At 63.2% G+C, this 20,605-nt stretch carries 20 protein-coding genes; 11 read left to right on the forward strand and 9 right to left on the reverse strand.

What is annotated here, in order from left to right; all coding sequences use genetic code 11:
- Positions 1-10: 10 nt before the first annotated feature.
- From H6955_06720 to H6955_06730, 3 genes are read left to right on the forward strand one after another with little or no spacing between them, the layout of a single operon-like run.
- Positions 11-997: an aspartate carbamoyltransferase catalytic subunit gene (locus tag H6955_06720; GenBank protein ID MCP5313229.1), complete on the forward strand. Its 987-nt coding sequence runs from the start codon at positions 11-13 to the stop codon at positions 995-997.
- Positions 994-2,283 (forward strand): dihydroorotase, encoded by a 1,290-nt coding sequence (locus tag H6955_06725; protein ID MCP5313230.1) that lies wholly within the window; start codon positions 994-996, stop codon positions 2,281-2,283. The genes H6955_06720 and H6955_06725 overlap by 4 nt, the downstream gene beginning before the upstream one ends.
- Positions 2,280-3,146, forward strand: coding sequence for a dihydroorotate dehydrogenase electron transfer subunit (locus H6955_06730; protein ID MCP5313231.1), 867 nt, complete (start codon positions 2,280-2,282; stop codon positions 3,144-3,146). Before H6955_06725 ends, H6955_06730 begins: the two co-directional genes overlap by 4 nt.
- Positions 3,147-3,172: 26 nt before the next feature.
- Here the strand turns inward: H6955_06730 and H6955_06735 are convergent, their stop codons facing one another.
- The 3 genes from H6955_06735 to H6955_06745 all read right to left on the reverse strand — a co-directional run bounded on the left by H6955_06735 (position 3,173) and on the right by H6955_06745 (position 8,333).
- On the reverse strand, positions 3,173-5,968 hold the full coding sequence (locus H6955_06735; protein MCP5313232.1) for a response regulator: 2,796 nt from the start codon (positions 5,966-5,968) through the stop codon (positions 3,173-3,175).
- Positions 5,969-6,090: 122 nt separating this feature from the next.
- Positions 6,091-7,203: a PilT/PilU family type 4a pilus ATPase gene (locus H6955_06740; GenBank protein ID MCP5313233.1), complete on the reverse strand. Its 1,113-nt coding sequence runs from the start codon at positions 7,201-7,203 to the stop codon at positions 6,091-6,093.
- A 92-nt stretch (positions 7,204-7,295) separates the two neighbouring features.
- A complete protein-coding gene (locus H6955_06745; GenBank protein ID MCP5313234.1) occupies positions 7,296-8,333 on the reverse strand; it encodes a type IV pilus twitching motility protein PilT in 1,038 nt (345 codons plus the stop codon).
- 130 nt (positions 8,334-8,463) lie between these two features.
- Here H6955_06745 and H6955_06750 point away from each other — a divergent pair, with 130 nt between their 5' ends.
- The 6 genes from H6955_06750 (at position 8,464) to H6955_06775 (ending at position 13,662) form a co-directional block, all read left to right on the forward strand.
- Positions 8,464-9,147 carry a YggS family pyridoxal phosphate-dependent enzyme gene (locus tag H6955_06750; protein MCP5313235.1) on the forward strand — a complete coding sequence of 228 codons (684 nt, stop codon included), beginning with the start codon at positions 8,464-8,466 and terminating at the stop codon, positions 9,145-9,147.
- 82 nt (positions 9,148-9,229) lie between these two features.
- On the forward strand, positions 9,230-10,054 hold the full coding sequence (locus tag H6955_06755; protein ID MCP5313236.1) for a pyrroline-5-carboxylate reductase: 825 nt from the start codon (positions 9,230-9,232) through the stop codon (positions 10,052-10,054).
- Positions 10,054-10,629, forward strand: coding sequence for a YggT family protein (locus tag H6955_06760; GenBank protein ID MCP5313237.1), 576 nt, complete (start codon positions 10,054-10,056; stop codon positions 10,627-10,629). Before H6955_06755 ends, H6955_06760 begins: the two co-directional genes overlap by 1 nt.
- Complete coding sequence (locus tag H6955_06765; protein MCP5313238.1) at positions 10,626-10,928, forward strand: YggU family protein; 303 nt, start codon at positions 10,626-10,628, stop codon at positions 10,926-10,928. Before H6955_06760 ends, H6955_06765 begins: the two co-directional genes overlap by 4 nt.
- A 240-nt stretch (positions 10,929-11,168) precedes the next feature.
- A complete protein-coding gene (locus H6955_06770; protein ID MCP5313239.1) occupies positions 11,169-13,106 on the forward strand; it encodes a dynamin family protein in 1,938 nt (645 codons plus the stop codon).
- A gap of 109 nt (positions 13,107-13,215) precedes the next feature.
- The gene (locus tag H6955_06775; protein ID MCP5313240.1) at positions 13,216-13,662 is read left to right on the forward strand and encodes a DUF4426 domain-containing protein; all 447 of its coding nucleotides are present in this window, start codon (positions 13,216-13,218) and stop codon (positions 13,660-13,662) included.
- A 28-nt stretch (positions 13,663-13,690) separates the two neighbouring features.
- On the opposite strand, the gene H6955_06780 is transcribed toward H6955_06775, so the two are convergent.
- The 3 genes from H6955_06780 to xth are packed head-to-tail and all read right to left on the reverse strand — an operon-like array spanning position 13,691 to position 16,485.
- Complete coding sequence (locus H6955_06780) at positions 13,691-14,356, reverse strand: sulfite exporter TauE/SafE family protein (GenBank protein ID MCP5313241.1); 666 nt, start codon at positions 14,354-14,356, stop codon at positions 13,691-13,693.
- Positions 14,349-15,722 (reverse strand): MFS transporter, encoded by a 1,374-nt coding sequence (locus H6955_06785; GenBank protein ID MCP5313242.1) that lies wholly within the window; start codon positions 15,720-15,722, stop codon positions 14,349-14,351. Before H6955_06785 ends, H6955_06780 begins: the two co-directional genes overlap by 8 nt.
- Entirely contained in the window at positions 15,712-16,485 is a 774-nt protein-coding gene (gene xth, locus H6955_06790; GenBank protein MCP5313243.1) for an exodeoxyribonuclease III, read from the reverse strand. Before xth ends, H6955_06785 begins: the two co-directional genes overlap by 11 nt.
- 89 nt (positions 16,486-16,574) lie before the next feature.
- Here xth and pyrE point away from each other — a divergent pair, with 89 nt between their 5' ends.
- Positions 16,575-17,222, forward strand: a complete 648-nt coding sequence (pyrE, locus tag H6955_06795; GenBank protein MCP5313244.1) for an orotate phosphoribosyltransferase — start codon at positions 16,575-16,577, stop codon at positions 17,220-17,222.
- Here pyrE and H6955_06800 read toward each other — a convergent pair.
- Positions 17,219-17,965, reverse strand: coding sequence for a sulfite exporter TauE/SafE family protein (locus H6955_06800; GenBank protein ID MCP5313245.1), 747 nt, complete (start codon positions 17,963-17,965; stop codon positions 17,219-17,221). The genes pyrE and H6955_06800 overlap by 4 nt on opposite strands.
- 71 nt (positions 17,966-18,036) lie before the next feature.
- Between H6955_06800 and H6955_06805 the strand changes: the two genes are divergently transcribed.
- Positions 18,037-19,059: a DUF4124 domain-containing protein gene (locus H6955_06805; protein ID MCP5313246.1), complete on the forward strand. Its 1,023-nt coding sequence runs from the start codon at positions 18,037-18,039 to the stop codon at positions 19,057-19,059.
- 35 nt (positions 19,060-19,094) lie between these two features.
- Here H6955_06805 and slmA read toward each other — a convergent pair whose 3' ends face one another.
- The gene (slmA, locus tag H6955_06810) at positions 19,095-19,691 is read right to left on the reverse strand and encodes a nucleoid occlusion factor SlmA (GenBank protein ID MCP5313247.1); all 597 of its coding nucleotides are present in this window, start codon (positions 19,689-19,691) and stop codon (positions 19,095-19,097) included.
- 9 nt (positions 19,692-19,700) lie between these two features.
- Positions 19,701-20,597: an acetylglutamate kinase gene (argB, locus tag H6955_06815; protein MCP5313248.1), complete on the reverse strand. Its 897-nt coding sequence runs from the start codon at positions 20,595-20,597 to the stop codon at positions 19,701-19,703.
- Between the last annotated feature and the right edge of the window lie 8 nt (positions 20,598-20,605).

The following is a 20,605-nucleotide window of genomic DNA, read 5'->3' on the forward strand; positions in this document are numbered from 1 at the left end:
ATAGCGGGCGATGCCAAGCCCGCGATCGCACAATCTGCAGCTCAACGAGAACGGCCGGCTGCGCCATTTTTTGACCATCGACGGTCTCGGCCGGGATCTGCTGTTGCATATCCTGGACACTGCCGAGTCCTTCGCCGCGCTGCCGGGCCGCCCGGTGAAAAAGGTCCCACTGTTGCGCGGCCGAATCATCACCAATCTGTTCTTCGAAAACAGTACCCGCACGCGCACCACGTTCGAACTCGCCGCGAAGCTGCTGTCCGCCGACGTGATCAATTTCAACATCAGTACATCGGCGACCTCGAAGGGCGAGACACTGCTCGATACCCTGCGCAATATCGAGGCGATGCATTCGGACATGTTCATTGTCCGCCACGCACAATCGGGCGCGGCGCATTTCATCGCCAGGCATGCGTCACCCAGGGTCAGCGTGATCAACGCCGGGGATGGCCGTCATGCCCACCCGACCCAGGCGATGCTCGACATGTTCACGATCCGCAAACACAAGGGCGATTTCACGCCATTGCGGGTTGCCATCGTCGGTGATGTCTTGCATTCGCGCGTCGCGCGATCCCAGATCCTTGCCCTGAACACACTGGGCGTCAGCGAGGTGCGGGTGGTCGGCCCGCGTACCCTGCTGCCGACCGAGGCGCGCGCACTGGGTGTACATGTCTTTCATGACCTCGCCGAGGGCATCAAAGATGTCGACGTGGTGATCATGCTGCGCCTGCAGAACGAACGCATGGACGGGGCCCTGTTGCCCAACCAGCACGAATACTTCCGTCTGTACGGACTGACGGACGAGCGCCTGGAAAATGCCAAACCGGACGCGATCGTGATGCACCCCGGACCGATCAACCGCGGCATAGAGATGGATTCGTCGGTCGCCGACGGTCCGCGCTCGGTGATCCTGCAGCAGGTCAGCTATGGCATTGCCGTGCGCATGGCGGTGATGTCGATGGCGATGCAATCGCAGGCAGATCTCGGGGGCGAGCCATGAGTGTCAGCATCGTCAACGGGCGGTTGATCGATCCGGCACATGGCATCGACGACCTGCTGGACCTGCATATCGACGGCGAGGTGGTGGTCGCGATCGGCGATGCTCCGGCGGAGTTCGCCGCAGCCGAGGTGATCGATGCGCGCGGCAAAGTGGTCTGTCCCGGCCTGGTCGACCTCGCGGCCAGCCTGCGCGAACCCGGTTACGAGCACAAGGCGACGCTCGCCAGCGAGGCGGCCGCGGCGGCACGCGGCGGCATCACGACACTGGTCTGTACGCCGGACACCAACCCGGTGATCGACAATGCAGCGGTCGTCGAGCTGATTCATCGCGTGGCACGCAAGCTCGCCCAGGCGCGTATCCTGGCGACCGGCGCGCTCACCCGCGGCCTCAACGGCGAGCAGTTGTCGGAGATGGCGGCGCTCAAACAGGCCGGTTGCGTGGCGGTCGGCAACGCCCACCTGCCAATCGCCTCGACGCTGGTGGAACGCCGCGCCCTGGAGTATGCGGCGACCTTCGGGCTGACGGTGTTCCTGCGCTCCGAAGACCGGCACCTCAGGGCCGGGGGTTGCGTCCATGAGGGCGTGGTATCCGTGCGGCTCGGCCTGCCCTGTATTCCGGCCGCTGCGGAAAGCGTCGCGGTGGCACGCGATCTCGCGCTGGCCGAACACACCCGGGCCAAGGTGCATTTCCGCAACCTGTCGACGCGCACGGCCGCGCGCATGATACGCGAGGCCCAGGCGGCCGGGCTGGCGGTTACCGCGGACGTCGCCGCTCACCAGCTGCATCTCACGGAGATGGACGTCGACGACTTCAACGCCGCCTGCCATGTGTCACCACCGTTGCGCACCCTGGGTGATCGCGATGCCTTGCGACAGGCACTCGCCGACGGCACGATAACGGCGATCTGCTCCGACCATCAGCCGCACGAACCCGATGCCAAGCAGCGTCCGTTTCCCGAAACCGAGCCCGGTATTTCCGGCCTCGAGTCGCTGCTCGGTCTGACGCTGCGGCTGGTCGACGAGAAGGTCCTCGATCTCCCGACCGCACTGGCCCGGGTAACCAGCGGACCGGCCGACATACTGGGCCTGCCGTACGGCCGCCTGGGTGTCGGTTCGCCGGCCGACGTGTGCATCTTCGATCCCGCTCAACACTGGGTGTTGCGCGCTGCCGACATGCGCAGCGAGGGCAAGAATACGCCGTTCGACGGCTGGGATTTTCCTGGTCGCGTCACCCATACCCTGTTCAACGGGCGCGTGGTGTACCGTGCGCCGGACATCGACGGATGATACAAGCCACACATCGCGCCACCATTGCGCTCGAAGACGCCGAGGTTATCGAACACCAGTCCTTCGCCGGCGATCAGTACCTGTTGCGAGTGCGCGCTCCAAGTTGCGCGGCTCGCGCCCTGCCCGGCCAGTTCGCGCACCTTACCGTGGATCCGCAGCGCCCGATGCGCCGACCGCTGTCGATCATGCGCACATCGACCAGAGACGGCTGGGTCGATTTCCTTTACAAATCCGTAGGCGACGGTACACGTCTGCTGACGGCGCGCCGGCCAGGCGAACGCATCAGCGTGCTCGGTCCTATCGGTCGACCATTTCAGGTCGACGCGCAGAGACCGCTGCTGATCGGTGGCGGGGTGGGTATGCCCCCGATGGTGTTCATCGCCGAATCATTGAGGCGATCGGGAAAGCAGCCGTTCGTGGTGCTGGGTTCCGAGGTGCCGTTTCCGTTCACTGCGCGCCCGTCGCAATTCGTTGTCCCCGGCATGCCCGAGGGCGTCATCGCCGCGATGCCGTTGCTCGAAGACTGGGGCATCCCGAGCCGACTCACCAGTCTCCAAGGGTATACCGGCTGCCACGAGGGCTACGTGACCGAACTCGCGCGGCACTGGCTGGACGCGATGGACGACGGCGAGCGTTCCAAGGTCGCGGTCTACGCCTGTGGCCCGCACCCGATGCTCGCAGCGGTCGTCGACCTGGCACGCGCGTACCGACTGCCGGTTCAGGTATCACTGGAGGAATTCATGGCGTGCGCCGTGGGTGGCTGCGCCGGCTGCGTGGTCGAGGTGGCAACGCCTGCAGGCCCGGCCATGAAGCGCGTCTGCGTCGACGGCCCGGTATTTGACGGCTACTCGGTATTCCAGTGATCCGATCCCTGGACGGGACAGTGGCGTCAGTGCACCACTGACGCGGTGGCCGGCCCCGCCCCTCCGCTCCGCGTGTAGCTCAGGATGGTGTCGACCAGCACTTCCTTCAACACCGGTTTGACCAGCTGGTCGTGCATGCCGGCGGCGAGCGATGCCTTGTGTTCGGTGGGCGAAACATGCGCTGTCAGGCCGATGACGGGCACCAATGAGCCGGCATCACGGATCCGACGCGTGGCCTCGCGACCGTCGAGCACCGGCATCTGAACGTCCATCAACACGACGTCGAAACCGCTCGTGGCCTCCCCTACGACCGCATCGACCGCTTCGGCGCCATTGTTCACCGTGGTCACAACCGCGCCCTCGGCGCTCAGCAACGCCTCGACCAGGCGGCGGTTGACCGGGACATCGTCGGCCACCAACACACGCAATCCCGCCAACGGCAGCTCTCTGGGCAGAAGCGTCGGCGAATCGTCCGACTTTTCGCTGCGGGCTTCGTGAACCGATTTCAGCGGTAGGCGCAATACAAACTGGCTGCCTCGACCGTGTTGGCTGTGCACATGGATGGCACCGCCCATCATGATCGCCAGGGTATTGCTGATGCTGAGCCCCAACCCGGTGCCCTCGCGATTCTGCGCAATCGATTCCGGATCCTGGTTGAACGGTGTAAACAGCCGGCCGATCTGGTCGGCGGACATGCCGATGCCAGTGTCCGTCACGGTGAACAGATAGGTTCCCGCCTCGCAACGGATATCGAGATTGACCGATCCCTGCTCGGTGAACTTCACCGCATTGCTCAACAGGTTGATCAGGATCTGCTGCAAGCGGAAACCGTCGCCGACCAGACGCTCCGGTATCTCGGCTGCGATCGTCGTCGACATCACCAGTGCCTTGGCATCGACGCGCTGCTTGAGCATGTCGGTGCACTGTTTGACCGCCTTGCGCAGTTCGAACGGACGAGCCTCGATGACCAGTTTTCCGGCTTCGAGCTTCGACAGGTCGAGCACATCGTTCACGACATGCAGAAGGTGCTCCCCGGCATCGAGGATCTGTTCGAATGTGGCTGCGACACGACGATTCTGGCTCTGCTGCATGCCGACCTGCGACAACCCGAGAATCGCATTCAGCGGCGTGCGGATCTCGTGGCTCATATTGGCGAGAAACTGGCTCTTTGTCTGTGCGAGACGTTCGGCAACATTGCGGGCATCGACCAGTTCCGCAGTACGTTCGAGCACCTCCTGTTCCAGCCGGTCTCGGTGATTGCGCAACGCCCGCTGGATCACGCGCATCTCGCTGATGTCCTGCATCATGCCGACTGCCTGCAATGTGCGCGTGGGGCCGATGACATCGAATTCCGCCATCGCGTGGATATCGATCTCCTTGTCATCGATCAGCAGCCGGAACTCGACGTCCATGGTGCCCCCCGGACGTCCGCCTCGCCAGGCTTTCAGCAGATCGAGCTTGTCGTCCGGGTGGACAAACGCCAGAAATTCCATCCAGGTGCTGACATGCGCGAGCACCCTGTGTATGCGGCTGGCACCCTGATCGAATGCAAAACTCCCATCCAGTGGCCGCCCCGTCCAGCTGGCGACACGCGCCATCGATTGGGCCAACTGGAGGTTCTGCTCGCTCTCCCGCAGCGCCTGTTCAGCCGAAGCATGCGCCTTGTCGAGCGCCTCGATCTGCGCGGCTGCCTTGTTGATCGCCTCGATCATGATGTCGATCTCGTCGTCCGGCAGTCCGTCGCGAACCGGTGTCGGCAACTCCTGGCGTAAACGCGCGAACGACTTTTCCGCCAGCAATGGCAGTGCGTACACCATTTCCTGAATGCGCCGCATCGGCCCGGCCATCAGTATCAAAAGGATCAGTTCCGATACCACCAGCCCCCCCAGGCCGATAAACAGACTCTCCGCGGTTGCTTCACGAATCGCCTGAATCTTGCCGGACACGCCATTGACCGCCAACACCGTGACCCGGGGATCGACCGCCACCGCCGCGAGTACGTTCGCCTCGTACCAGGTGCCGCCGGAACGTACCTGGCGGGGCCCGTCGGCGAGTTCCGAAATGTCCGTGAGACGCGCAAGCGATCCGAGTACCGGCAGCACCACCTCGGGACGCGTGATCGCCGCGACGCTGGCCCCCCACAGGCGCGCACCGAGGTGCGCGGCACCGCTCTCCGTCGTCGCAGTCGGGTGATACAGCAGGACGATATCCGCACCGGACAGCAGCTGAAACTCGCCCAAGCTGATGGCAGCCGGCCGCTCGAGCAACAATACTGCCGTGGTCTTCCCCAGGCGCCGCACCGGCGTCGCAACCACCTGCGAACACTGGGCGCCACACACCAGACGACCCCGCGGCGCATCCTCACGTGTCATGATCTGCAACAGATCACGTACCGCGGGCACCGCGCGGCCCTGTGGCCAGGACACCGCAAGGTCGTCGTGGCCGCCAACCCCGAGGTAGTGGATGCCCTCGATACCCCACGCGGCCTCCATCTGCATGCCGTGCCCGGCAAGCACCTCCGCTATGCGCTGTGGGTCGTCAGGGGCCGGGGCTGCGCTGCCAGCGGTCGTCAACAGAGGCACGAAGGACGCGAATGCCGAAAGCATGTCGGTTCCAGCAGACATCACGACATTGAACTCGCGCGTCTGGGTCGCCAACCGATTCGCCTGTTCCGTCTCGTAGTGTCCGACCGCCTTGCGATAGACCAGGTACGCGATTGCGGAGTTGACAAGTACCAGCACGACGCTGAGCACGACGAGGGCCTTCCACTTGAGACTGAGGAAGGTACGCCGTGGCGCTTTGCGGTGCTGGTTCCTCGTCACCGCGGCTCATCCCGCTGCAATGCGGCGCGCGAGGTATCCGATGGCGGAAAAACTGGGGATGCCTGGTGCTGTTCTGATCATCACTACGGCTCCGTGTTTGCGCCGCCGCTGCGAACCCCGAGTTACTCGCTGAAACCGATCTTTCCGGCGTCGCGATTGAGGGCATTCGGACTGGTGTCACCCAACTTGATCATCAACCTGACCTCGTTGGCGGAATCCGCGTGGTGCAACGCATCTTCCTGGGTGATCTCCCCGCGCCGGAAGGCATCGTACAGCGCCTGGTCGAAGGTGATCATGCCGTGCTCCGTGGAGCGCTTCATCAATTCCTTCAGCTTGTGCACCTCGCCCTTGAGGATCAGGTCCGAGACGAGCGGCGTGTTCAACAGGATCTCGACGATCGCCCGCCGACCGTTGCCGTCAGGCCGTCGCACCAACTGCTGGGCGACGACACCGCGCAGGTTCAGCGAAAGATCCATGAGTATCTGGTCGTGCTGCTCCTCGGGGAAGAAATGCAGGATACGGTCGAGTGCCTGGTTCGCATTGTTGGCGTGCAACGTGGTCAGGACCAGGTGCCCGGTCTCCGCGAACGTTATCGCGTGCTCCATCGCTTCGCGCGTCCGAATCTCACCTATCAGGATCACGTCAGGGGCCTGGCGCAGCGTGTTGCGCAAGGCGATCTCGTAAGACTCCGTATCGATGCCCACCTCGCGCTGGGTGACGATGCAGCCGGCATGGCTGTGCAGGAACTCGATCGGGTCCTCGATGCTGATGATATGGCCGGTGGTGTTCTGGTTGCGATAGCCGACCATCGCCGCCAACGACGTGGACTTGCCGGTCCCGGTCGCCCCGACGAACAACACGATACCGCGGTTGGCCATCGCCAGGTCATGCAGGGTGTGCGGCAGGCCCAACCCTTCGAGCGTCGGGATGCGCGTCTCGATCCGGCGCAACACCATGCCGACCGCATCACGCTGCACGAATGCGCTGACCCTGAAGCGCCCGATGTTCTTCGCGGTGAACGCGAAGTTGCACTCCTTGGTATGCAGGAATTCCTCGCGCTGCTCCGGGGTCATCAACGACAGCGTCAATTCGCGGGACTGGGCGGCATCCAGGCGGGTCTTCGACACCGGCATGATGCGGCCATGGACCTTGATGCTCGGTGGGATGTCAGCCGTGATAAACAGGTCTGATGCCTTTTTCTGGACCATGTGATCCAGGATGTCGCTGAAATCCATGTACCCTCCCTCAACCCGCCACCGGCCGGGCCATTCCCGCCAGGCGGGTCACCGCAGGTGCCGCTAAAGAGACCACAATCACGCCATGACGTCTAGCTGAAAAGCTCCTTGTTTACCGCGCGCGCGATTGCATCCTGCTTTGAAATCAACCCCTTACGCAACATCTCCTGCATGCCCTGGTCGAGCGTCTGCATGCCGTACGCCTGGCCGGTCTGGATCGCGGAGTACATCTGCGCCACCTTGTCTTCGCGAATCAGGTTCCTGATCGCCGGCGTACCGACCATGATCTCGTGGCACGCGACGCGACCGCCGCCGGTACGTTTGAGCAGGGTCTGGGAGATGACCGCGCGCAGTGATTCCGAGAGCATCGAACGGACCATCGCTTTTTCGCCGGCCGGGAACACATCGACGATACGGTCGATGGTCTTGGCCGCCGAACTGGTGTGCAGCGTGCCGAACACCAGGTGACCGGTCTCCGCGGCTGTCATCGCCAGACGAATGGTCTCCAGGTCGCGCAACTCGCCGACCAGGATGATGTCCGGGTCCTCACGCAGTGCCGAACGCAGCGCCTCGGCAAAACCCAGCGTGTCGCGATGCACCTCGCGCTGGTTGATCAGGCATTTCTTGCTCTGGTGGACAAACTCGATCGGGTCTTCGATGGTCAGGATATGGCCGTACTCGGTGTCGTTCTTGTAGTCCATCATCGCCGCCAGCGTGGTCGACTTGCCCGAACCGGTCGGTCCGGTGACCAACACCAGGCCACGCGGGTTGTCGCAGATGTCACGGAACACTGACGGGCAGTTGAGCTCTTCGAGGCTCTGGATCTTCGATGGGATGGTGCGGAATACCGCGGCCGCGCCGCGGTCCTGGTTGAAGCCATTTACGCGAAAGCGCGCCAGACCGGGGATCTCGAACGAGAAATCGACCTCGAAGAACTCCTCGTAGTCTTTGCGCTGCTTGTCGTTCATGATGTCGTACACGAGCTCGTGTACCGTCTTGTGGTCGAGGACCGGCACGTTGATGCGCCGGATGTCACCGTCCACGCGGATCATCGGCGGCAGTCCGGCCGACAGATGCAGGTCAGAGGCGTTGTGCTTGACGCTAAAGGCGAGCAGCTCAGCAATATCCATAGTGTTCCCGCAGCAGCTAGGTTTAAGGTTGCAGATAAACCAGTGATAGTTAGCGACACTACGCGCCATGAATTAAGCGGTGGGTATGAACCCGTGGCGCCGCAACCGCCGACCGGATGATAGCCTGGACATGAACCATATTCCTGCCCGGCTCGATGAGGTACGCCGTCGCATCCGCTCGGCGGCACTCGCGGCCGGCCGCGATCCAGATGCGATCACCCTGCTGGCAGTCAGCAAGACACGGCCGGTCGACGACATCCGTGCGGCATACGCTGCCGGGCAGCGGCTGTTCGGCGAGAACTACCTGCAGGAGGCACTGCCCAAGATCGCCGCCCTCGCGGATCTCGACCTGGAATGGCACTTCATCGGTCGGTTGCAAAGCAACAAGACTGCCGATGTCAGTCGCACCTTCGCCTGGGTCCACGGCCTCGACCAGTGGCGCCACGCTCAACGTCTGAACGATCAACGTCCGACCGGCCTGCCGCCGCTGCAGGTCTGCCTGCAGGTCAATCTCAGTGGTGAATCCAGCAAAGGCGGTATCACGCCCGACGATTTGCCAGGCCTGGCAAAAGCCGTCGCCGAACTGCCACGCCTGCGCCTGCGCGGCCTGATGACCATGCCGGACCCCAACACACCCGTGGAGACGCAACGCGGCGTATTTGCACGCCTGCGGCAGCTGTTGCGGGCGCTGCACGACAGGGGTCTGCCGCTCGACACCCTGTCGATGGGCATGAGCGCCGACCTCGAGGCAGCGATCGCCGAAGGGGCCACCCTGGTCCGCATCGGCACCGATATTTTCGGGGCCCGCAGATGACGCTGGTCGAACCCGCCCCCCATCCGGCGGCGCGCTTCGATTAAAATCCATTTCACCCAGGCAACCAGAGTCAAGAGTTCAAATGAACCATCGCATCGCGTTTATCGGCGCCGGCAACATGGCCGGGGCCCTGATCGGCGGATTACTCGCCGACGGCGTGCCAGCCGATCGTATCGTCGCCAGCGACCCGGCGCCGGCAAAACGCGAGGCACTGCGTGCCGCGACCGGCATCCAGACACTGGATGACAATCTGAGCGCGGTGGTGCAGGCGGACGTCGTGGTGCTGGCGGTCAAACCGCAGGTGCTGCGCGAGGTCGCCCAGGGACTCGCGGACGGGCTCGCCGGTCGTCGCCCGGTCGTTGTCTCGATCGCCGCCGGCATCCGCTGTGCCAGCCTGCAGAGCTGGCTAGGCGGCAATGTCGCATTGGTGCGCACGATGCCAAATACCCCGGCGATGATCCAATCCGGGGCGACCGTGCTGTATGCGACCCCCGGGGTGAGTACCGCACAGCGCGAACAGGCCGAATCGCTGATGCGGGCGGTCGGCCTGACTCAGTGGATCGATGACGAGGCCTTGATGGACGCGGTGACCGCACTGTCCGGCAGCGGTCCGGCGTACCTGTTTCTGGTGATGGAGGCGATTGAGGCCGCGGCGCGCGATCTGGGCTTGGACCACGAAACCGCCCGGCTGCTGACCTTGCAGACCGCTTTCGGTGCGGCGCGCATGGCGCTCGAGAGCACCGACCCACCAGCGACGCTACGCGCCCGGGTCACCTCCCCCGGTGGGACGACCGAGCGCGCCATCGCGGTACTCGAAGACGGCGGCATCCGCGATCTGTTTGGGCGCGCGCTGAAAGCCGCCCGTGACCGCTCCGTCGAGCTGTCGGCCGACCTGGGGGCCGCGTGATGGGTGGTGGTTACCTGACACAGCCGGCGATATTTCTCGTCCAGGTGCTGTTCGGTCTGTATGCGACCTTGGTCGTGTTGCGCTTTCTGCTGCAGTTGGTGCGCGCCGATTTCTACAATCCGCTGTCGCAGTTCATCGTTCGCGCCACCAAACCGCTACTCAATCCCATGCGGCGCCTGATACCGGGCGTCTCCGGCCTGGACATAGCCGCGCTGGTGCTCGCATGGCTGGTGCTGACCCTCGAGCAAACCGCCATTCTCGGCCTGGCCGGCAGCGGCTTTCATCCGGGTGCCGGCGCGCTGCTGGCAATTCCGGAACTGATCTCGCTGATCATCAACATCTTCCTGTTCGCGATCCTGATCCAGGTGATCCTGAGCTGGATAAATCCGGGAACGCTGAATCCGGCGGTCGGGCTGATCCACAGCCTGACCGAACCGCTGCTCGGACCTGTGCGCCGAAGGATGCCGGACATGGGTGGCCTGGACCTTTCGCCGATGGTCGTCATGCTCGGCCTGGTGGTACTGGAGATGCTCCTGATCCCGCCGGTCAAGGACCTGGTCGTGCGGCTGATGTGAACGCGGCGACCTGGTATCGCTGGGACGGCGAAGACCTGCTGCTGCAACTCAAACTGCAACCGCGCGCCGGCAGGGACGCGTTTGCGGGGGTCCACAACGACCGGTTGCGGGTACGCGTCGTGGCCCCTCCCGTGGACGGCCAGGCCAATGCGCACCTCACCGCCTGGCTGGCGAAGCAATTCGGGGTGGGTCGCAACGCGGTCACCATCGAGTCCGGCCAGACGAGTTCCCTGAAACGTGTGCGCGTCGCGTCTCCGAACCGGCTGCCGGGCATCTTCGATACGCCCGAGGCGCCCTGACCTCGCCACTGCAGGTCCCGGAAGCGCCCGCCACCCCCATTGGGATCTGCGTTCCGTGACGCGCCACGCATCCCGGGCGGCGATCTGCGCAGCAAGACGCCCACCTTCCTATTGACCGCCTCCGGCGTGGCCTATACTGAGTGCCACGATTGGTCACCCAGCCACCAGACCAATCGCACAAAACAACAATAGCGGCAACACAGTGCCGAGCCGAACACCGTCAGGGTGGCCAAGAGCGACATGTTTAAATCAGAACTCTCGCACCAGCTGGGCGCGTTCCACGCCTGGAAACAGGCCCAATTGCGGCTGCTGAAACAGGTCCGGCCATGGCTGGAACAACAGGGTCTCTACACCGCGGAGGCACGCAGCGCGATCGAGCGCGCCGTACGCGCACTGAGCGACGACCACCTCACGGTCGCGGTTGCCGGTGAGTTCTCGCGCGGCAAGACCGAGTTGATCAACGCGCTGTTTTTCGCCGACTACGGACGCCGCCTGCTGCCGACCAATGCCGGACGCACGACAATGTGTCCGACCGAGATCCTCAGCCACAGGGGCCGTCCGCCGGAGCTTCGCCTGTTGCCTATCGAAACCCGCCACAGCGAGCTGTCACTCGCGGCACTTTGCGACGACCCGCGATACTGGGAGGTCCGCACACTGCCGCTGGACGATGCGGATGCGCTGGCCGAACGGCTACAGATGCTCACGGAATACAAAACCGTGTCGGCGCGGGAAGCGATGCAGCTGGGATTGCCCGGTGACCCGCACACAGATGGCCAACAGACCAGGATTCCGCGCTGGCGGCTCGCGCAGATCAATATTCCGCACCCACTGCTGGCACAAGGCCTGCGAATCCTCGACACGCCCGGGCTCAATGCGATTGGCAGTGAACCCGAACTCACCTACGAGATGCTGCCGGCGGCGCACGCGGTGCTGTTCGTTCTCGGCGCAGATACCGGCGTGACCCAGTCCGACCTGCAGATATGGGAACAGTACATCCAGCACCCGGGGCAACCGCCGCGCCCGGGTGTCATGGTGGTATTGAACAAGACAGACACCCTCTGGGATGAGATGCGCACCAAGCGCCAGATCACCGACACCATCGTGCGGCAGTGCCGCGATGCCGCGCAGACGCTGGCGGTCGATCACGGTCAGGTATTCGCACTGTCCGCGCAGAAGGCGCTGTTGGCACGCATCAAGCACAAACCGGATCTGGAGGCGCGTAGCGGGGTAACGGGTCTGGAGCGTTATCTCGGCGAGGCACTTCTGGCCAATCGCATGAACATCATCCGCTACGAACACACGGTGTTGGTACGCGAAGCGCTCGAAAAGCTGGAAAACATGGTGCGCGCCCGCCAGGAACGCAGCATGCAACAGCAGCAGAGCCTGCTGGACCTGGCCGGCCGCAGTGACTCGGCGATCGCACAGATGCTGGCGGAGACTCAGGCCGAACATGATCACTACCAGGAAGTCGTCGATGCCTACCGCGTCGGTCGTTGCCAGTTCTCCGAACACGCCGCGCGGTTGCGCAGCACCTTGGACCAAAGCACGCTGGACGAAACGCTCGACGAGATTCGCCGCACGATGACCGGTGCCTGGACCACACCCGGACTCAAACAGGCGATGCGCCGGCTGTTTGGCGACATCAATGGACGGATGGCGGCAGCAGCGGAGCAGACCCAGGCGATGCGACGACTGCTACGCACCCTGTACCGGCGATTCGAGGGCGAACGCAGGACCGCGACCACTCACCCGCCAATGTACTCACTGATCAAACACCAGGTCGATCTCGGCCTGCTCGAGCAGGAAGCGGAAGTCTTCCGCAAGAGTGCGCGCACGACGCTGACCGAACAGCACTTCGTAACGAAACGCTACTTCAGCACCATCGTCCAACGCGCTCGCCAGGCCATCGCGGCGGCGTACGCTGAGGCGGACGACTGGAGCAAGACGGCCATGGAGCCGCTGTTCAACGAGGTCAAGGAGTACCGAGACGGCCTCGCCGAGGAGATACAACACCTGCGTGACGCGGCCGAGTCACGCCGTACCGTGCAGCAAAGGCTCACTCGACTCAAACGCGACCAGGCACGACTGCAGGCCCAGCTGGCGTCGCTCGGCAAGGTCCGCGAGATGCTGGTCGAACCCGGACTCCGCCCTCCAGCGAAGGCCAGCGGGCAGAACTGACTCCCCGCTCCCGCCCGGCACGATGTCGCAACAAACAGTGCTGCGCACTGGTCTATATTGATGCTTAGACGGATCTTCTAAAACAACAGCAAACTGGAGGAAATCCCCAATGAAATCTCTGGCAAGGGCGTTGGGCCTGGTGCTTCTGCTTGCGTTGCCGCTGGTCGCCAGCGCCGAAAACAGTACGCATACCGGCGGCTATACGATCCACCACAACGCGCTGACCACGGACAGTCTGCCCGTGCAGGTGGCAACCGCCTACGGTATCCAGCGGAGCAAGAACCGCGCCTTGCTGAACGTCAGCGTGATTCGCGACGCACCGGGTGGCCAACTGGGCACGCCTGTGCATGCACAGATCCGTGCGGTAGCGAGAAACCTGTATGGGCAGCTGCGACCGATCGAGATGCGTGAAGTCGTTGAAGGTCAAGCGATCTATTACATCGCGGACTTCCCGGTCGCACACCGCGAACTCTTGAATTTCGAATTCGAAATCATGCCGGAAGGCGGGCGTTATCCCTTGCGCGCCCATATGCGCCAGGAGTTCTACACTGATTGAGGTCGACAGTGTGTGGCGGTGAACCTGTTCACCGCCCCCACGCATCGAGCAGCAACACCAGACCGAACAGCATCACCAAGCCGCCGGCGATCCTCCGAACCAGTGGCTGCCGGGTCCAGCGGTTCAGTTGTGCGGCGGCGACACCCATCAACATCAGATTCGGCAAGGTGCCGAGACCGAACGCCAGCATCAACGAAGCCCCTTGCAGGGCACCACCGGAAGCGACCGTCCACACCAGCGCACTGTACACCAGACCGCAGGGCAACCATCCCCACAACAGCCCCAATACGAAGGCATGGCGCGCAGATCGGATTGGCAACAGCCCCCGCCCCAGCGGCTCCAACCTGCGCCAAACGACACCGCCGGCGCGCTCGACGTGCGACAGCAGGTTCCACCACCCGGCCAGATACAGGCCCATCAACAGCAGAAAGACCGCGGCCAACGTCAGCAGGACACGCTGCGCCGCCTGTACCGGCAGAAGGCCCGAAAAAAAGAACCCAAGCGCCCCCATCAAGGCCCCGGCGGCTGTATAACTGCTGATCCGGCCGATGTTGTAGGCCATCAGCATCGGTAGATGCCTGCCTCCGGGCATCCCCAGCGACATCGCACCGACGATGCCGCCACACATGCCGACGCAATGTACGCCGCCCAGCAGGCCGACGACGAAGGCGCTGATCAGGTCGACTTCAGGCATCTGAACTGTTCGTCTCCACACGGGAGTAGCGCGCCGCCAGCCATACCAGCAGCAACACCGGTAGTCCCATCGCCGCGGTCCAGACGAAGAACTGCTGATAACCGATATGGTCGACTATCACGCCCGAAAAGCCGCCTACGAACTTGGGCATCAGAAGCATCACCGAACTGAACAACGCATACTGGGTCGCCGAGTACTGGACGTTGGTCAATCCCGACAGGTAGGCGACGAAAGCGGCAGCGGCAAGTCCACCGGACAGGTTGTCCATCGCGACGACGCCGATCAGCAACGGCAGCGAATTGCCGACGCCCGCGAGCCACGCGAATAGCAGGTTCGTCGCGGAAGACAGTAGCGCTCCTGCGAACAGGATGCGCATCACGCCAAGTCGGTCGACCAGCACCCCGCCGATCACAGCACCCAGCAGCGTCATCGCAACACCAAACACCTTGGTGACATTGGCCACTTCAGTCTTCGTGAAGCCCATGTCGACATAGAACACGTTGGCGATGACACCCAGCACAATATCCGAGATCCGGTAACTGGCGATCAAGGCGAGCACAAGCAACGCCAACCAGCCGTAGCGTCCGAAAAAGTCCACGAACGGGCTTAGTATGGCCAACCACATCCAGCGTGCCGCAGGTAGCAACCAGCGCGGGAGGGTCGCGATCATGGCCGGCACTCGCGTCGCGTGCGCCGCAGGCCGCTGCGGCGGGTGTGGCTCGCCGGCCAGCAAGGTGGTCACGATCCCCACGACCATCAACGCGGCCATCACCAGGTAGGCGAACTGCCAGGGTCCGTGTTGGTACTTGGCCTCATCCGGATCGACCCAGGCCGCCAGCCACAGCACGCCCGCCCCGGCCGTGATCATCGCGAGGCGGTATCCAATCATATAGGTGGCCGCCATCGCGGCCTGCAGGCGAACACCGCCACTCTCGATGCGGAAGGCATCGATCACGATATCCTGCGTCGCGGATGCAAACGCGACAACAACGGCAAACCAGACCAGGCGATCCAGATCGTGCGCAGGATCGGTGACTGCCATCGCCACCAGCCCGCCGACGACACCGCACTGGGCCAAAAGCAACCAGCTCCGCCGTCGACCGATCAGGCCCGACAGTACCGGGATCCGCATACGATCCACCAGCGGTGACCAAACCCACTTGAACCCGTAGGCAAGCGCGACCCAGCTCACGAAGCCTATCGTAGATCGGTCGATGCCGGCTTCACGCAACCAGTACGACAGCGTTCCGAAGACCAACAACAATGGCAGACCGGAGGAGAACCCAAGGAACAGCAGGGTCATCGGTCGTGGGTGGAAATAGATGCCAAACGAATCACGCCAGTTGGCACGCACCTCAACGGTCATCGTCGTAATCCACGATGAGCGGCGCATGGTCCGAAAAGCGTTTGTCGCGATAGATCCGCGCGCCGAGGATGCGTGCGCGCAACCCGGGCGTCACCACCTGGTAGTCGATCCGCCAACCGACGTTTTTTGCCCAGGCCTGTCCGCGGTTCGACCACCAGGTATATTCGTCCGGGTCCTGGTTGACGACACGAAATGCATCCACCCACCCGACGGGCCCGAACAGACGGTCCAGCCAGGCACGCTCCTCGGGAAGGAAGCCGGAGTTTTTCAGGTTCCCGCGCCAGTTCTTGATGTCGGCCTTGGTATGCGCGATGTTCCAGTCGCCACACAGGATGTACTCCCGACCGTCTTGGCGCATCCGGGTCAGTAGCGGTGTCAGCCGCTCCATGAGATCGAACTTCACCTGCTGGCGGTGTTCACTCGAGGAACCCGACGGCAGATACAAGGAAATCACGCTGAGACTGCCGAAGCGCGCCTCGATCCAGCGCCCTTCGTCATCCACGTCGGGCCAGCCGAGGCCCTGGATGACCTCATCGGGTTCGTGCCGGGAATAGATGGCGACACCGCTGTAACCTTTCTTCTGGGCAGGATGGTAGTAGCAGCGGAAACTCGGCGGCCAGAACTGGCGGTCGCTCAGCTGATCGATCTGAGCCTTCAGCTCCTGAAGACAGACGACGTCGGCACGCTGCCGACGCAGCCAGGCGAAAAAGCCCTTGCGCGCCGCCGATCGAATGCCGTTCAAATTGAGACTGATGACGCGCATCCGGCGATTATAGGTAAAGCCGTGACAACGCGCGCTTGTCATGAGCGGCGGGCTTTCGCACAATGCGGCGTCGTTCGAAGGCCTTCATTATGCAAGATTACCAACGCGAATTTCTCGATTTCGCCCTCGATATCGGGGTGCTGCGATTCGGCACCTTCACGCTCAAGTCAGGGCGGATCAGTCCGTATTTTTTTAACGCAGGACTGTTCAACACCGGCGCCGCATTGGCCAAGCTTGGTCGATTCTACGCGCAGGCGATCGTCGACGCTGGCATCCGCTTCGATGTGCTGTACGGTCCCGCGTACAAGGGCATACCGTTGGCCGCAGTGACCGCAGCCGCTCTCTTTGAGCAGCATGCGATCGATGTGCCCTATGCGTTCAATCGCAAGGAGGCCAAAGGCCATGGCGAGGGGGGGCAGATTGTAGGGCACGCCCTGCAGGGCGGAGTGCTGATCATCGATGATGTGATTACCGCAGGTACCGCGGTGCGCGAATCGATGGACATCATCACGGCCGAAGGTGCACGACCCGCCGGTGTGGTGATCGCACTCGACCGACAGGAGCGCGGAACCGGCACGCGTTCGGCGATCCAGGAGGTCGAAGCCGACTACGGCATACCGGTAGCATCCATCGTGCGTCTCGACGACCTGGTGGGGTTCATTGGCGAACGTTCGCAGTTCTCGGAACATCTCGAGAGTATCGAGGCCTACCGTCGCGAATACGGCGTCGCCCCCTAACCGATAACCAGTTTCGCACCGACCAACAAGGTGACAACCTCGAAAATCCGTTTGATCCAGACATTGCCCTTGAGGATCGCGAGGTGTGCACCCGCGTATCCGCCGAGCAGGGAGCCGAGCAGCAGGGCCGGCAGCCAATCCCAACGCACCTCGCCCAGAATGCCCAGCGTGATGGCGCCGGCACCGTTCCAGACGATGCCGACCAGGACCAGCGTATAGGCGACCGCCTGCCGATAGTCGGCGCCGAACCAGCGCACCAGCCACAAAGTGACGAACAACCCGGTCCCGGAAGTCAGGGATCCGTTCAGCACACCAATCGCGAACAGTCCGATGCCACCCCAAATCAAACCGGGGCCCTCGCGGTTGCGGGGTTGCTCCGCCAGTCCCAACTGCTTGCGCGACACGGAGTAGATACCCAGCCCGAGCGTGAGCAGCCCCAGCGCAACCTCGGCATGCCGGCCAGGAACTTGCAGGATTAGACTGGCGCCTAACAGTACGCCTGGTACGCCGGTTGCCAGGATGAATAGTACGAAACGGCGCTTCAGCCCTCCCTCGCGCAGGTGACGGACCGTGGCACCCACGCCGAGAGCGACAGAGGCGAGCTTGTGTGTGGCCAGTGCCACACCGAATGGCAGGCCGAGAAAGATCAGCGCTGGCAGCTGCAGCAGGCCGGCGCCGCCGCCGGCAAATGCGGAAAACAGGTTGGCGAACAGGGCAACCAAAAAAAGTATGAACTGTTCCACATCCCTGCCGCTAATCAATGGCGAGACATCATTATAATCGTGGGTTAGGCGCCCGCCGCCGGTAAAGAGACATGAGATCAGCGATTCGATTCATCATTCCTCTACTGACGCTTGTCGCGTTCGTTCTTTCGCCAGTGCAGGCCGGTACGATCAAGAAATGGGTCGACGAGAACGGCCAGGTGCACTACGGCACCGCCGTGCCTCCGCAATACAAGGATCTGGCGCACAGTGAACTGAATGAACGCGGGATCGAGTTGCGGCGCCAGGAGCGCGCGCTGACGCCGGAAGAGATCGAGCGCGAAAAGGCCCTCGCACAGCTGCGTGCCGAGCAGCAGAAACTGCTCGAAGAACAGCAGGCGCGCGACCGCATCCTGTTGAACCTCTATCGCAACGAGGACGATCTGGTGATGGCGCGTGACGGTAAGATCGCCCAGCTGGACAGCCAGATTCGGCTAAATCACAACGAGATCAGGCGGCTCAAGACACGGTTGTCCGATTTTCAGGCCTCTGCGGCAGCCAACGAACGCAGCGGCCGGCAGTTGAGTGATCGCCAGAAAGCCAATCTGGACGCGACCCAGCGTTCGATCGAGCGCTCCTACGCCATCATCCTCAGCAAGGAAGACGAAAAACGCGCCACGCTGGAACGCTACAACTATGATCTGGAGCGTTTCCGCAAGTTGCGCAGTGGCGCGGCGCATGCCGCCAATGCCGACGTGATTGCCGAGTCGGAGTTTCCCGATCTGGTCGATACCGCGGTGCGCTGCCACACGTCCGACGACTGCGTCCGGCTATGGCAGAGGGCGCAGGACTACGCTCGCCAGCACGCGACCACACCGGTCGATCTCGCGGCCGACCGCATCCTGGTGACTGCCCCACCGCGCGAGCTGCGCGACATCAGCATCACGGTCTCACGCCTGATCGACAAAGATAGCGAAAGCGAACGGATCTTCATGGACGTGCAGTGCGCCAACTTCACCGAAGGCAAGGAGTTTTGCCGCGGACCGGTGGTTCGGGAGATCCGCGAACGATTCAAGGCCGCACTGGGCCCGGTCAGTCCGCCGCCAGCCACCGCGGAGTCGCAGTCGGCCGAGTAGACCTCAGACGCGTCGTCGCGAGGTGTGCCTGGGGGTCAGGGCTCGCGCGGCGGATCGAACAGGCCGTGGCTCAGCACCAACCAGTCGGCCTCCCACGCGGGCAACGAAGCCAGCGCGAACCTTGAGCGCAGGAACTGCTGCATCCGCCCTTCGACGAACGCCGTCAACAACGCAGCGGCGGCCTCCGGGGTGGTGCGCAGATGCGCATCCTGACGCATCTGGGCTTCCCGGAGGATCTGCCGCAGTTGCAGGTCGACCCGCTCGAAGAACTGCTGCACCCGGTCATGCAGACGTTCACGCTCGCCAACCAGGGCATCACCCAACAACACCCGGGTGATACCGGGATTGCGGTCGGCAAAACCCAGTAACAGGTAGACCACCCGGGCAATCCGTACCTGGGTGTTCCTCTCGTCTGCGAGGATCTGGTTGATGCGCGCGAACACCGTTTCTTCGGCGAACCCGATCAGCCCCTCGAACATCCGCGCCTTGCTGGGGAAGTGACGATAAAGCGCCGCCTCGGAGACACCCACCGCACGTGCCAGTGCGGCGGTCGTGATGCGGTCTCCCGGATGCCTTTCGAGCTCGTCGGCCAGCGCCTCGAGGATTGCCTGCTTGCGGGAGGGGCGCGGCATGTGTGGCGATCAGCGACGGCGGATCAGGGTACCGACGCCCTGGTCGGTGAACAGCTCGACCAACACCGCATGCGGCACCCGCCCGTCGATGATGTGTGCCGAGTTCACACCTGCCTTGACCGCATCCAGCGCACAACCGATCTTCGGCAACATGCCACCGGTGATGGTGCCGTCGGCAATCAGTTCATCGACACGATCGAGACTGAGCCCCGTCAGCAGCTTGCCCTCCTTGTCGAGCAGCCCCTGGGTGTTGGTCAGCAGGATCAGCTTCTCCGCTTTCAGCACCTCGGCCATCTTACCGGCCACGAGGTCGGCGTTGATGTTGTACGAACGGCCGTCGCTACCCACGCCGATCGGTGCAACCACCGGGATGAAGTTGCCATGCACCAGCATGTCGACGACCGAAGCGTCGATACTCTCCACCTCACCGACATGACCGATATCGATGATCTCGGAAGTCTGCGCCTCTGCGTTGGCGCGGGCCAGATTCAGCTTGCGGGCGCGAATGAGGTCGCCATCCTTGCCGGTCAGACCCACTGCGGATCCGCCATGGCGGTTGATCAGGTTGACGATCTCCTTGTTAACCAGACCGCCCAGAACCATCTCGACGACATCCATTGTCTCGGCGTCGGTGACGCGCATTCCCTGGACGAACTCGCTCTGCTTGCCCAGCCGCTTGAGTAGGTCGCCGATCTGCGGACCACCACCGTGCACAACGACGGGGTTGATACCGACCAGCTTCATCAGTACCACATCGCGCGCGAAGCCGGCCTTGAGGTCCTCGTCGACCATCGCGTTGCCGCCATACTTGATCACGATCGTCTTGCCGCCGAAGCGCTGTATGTAGGGTAACGCTTCCGTCAAAACGTGGGCGACATTGCCCGCCGCCTGTGCCGTCAGACTCATAGTTGTCC

Source organism: Chromatiaceae bacterium, assembly GCA_024235395.1.
In the GTDB taxonomy this organism is placed as follows: domain Bacteria; phylum Pseudomonadota; class Gammaproteobacteria; order Chromatiales; family Chromatiaceae; genus Thiosocius.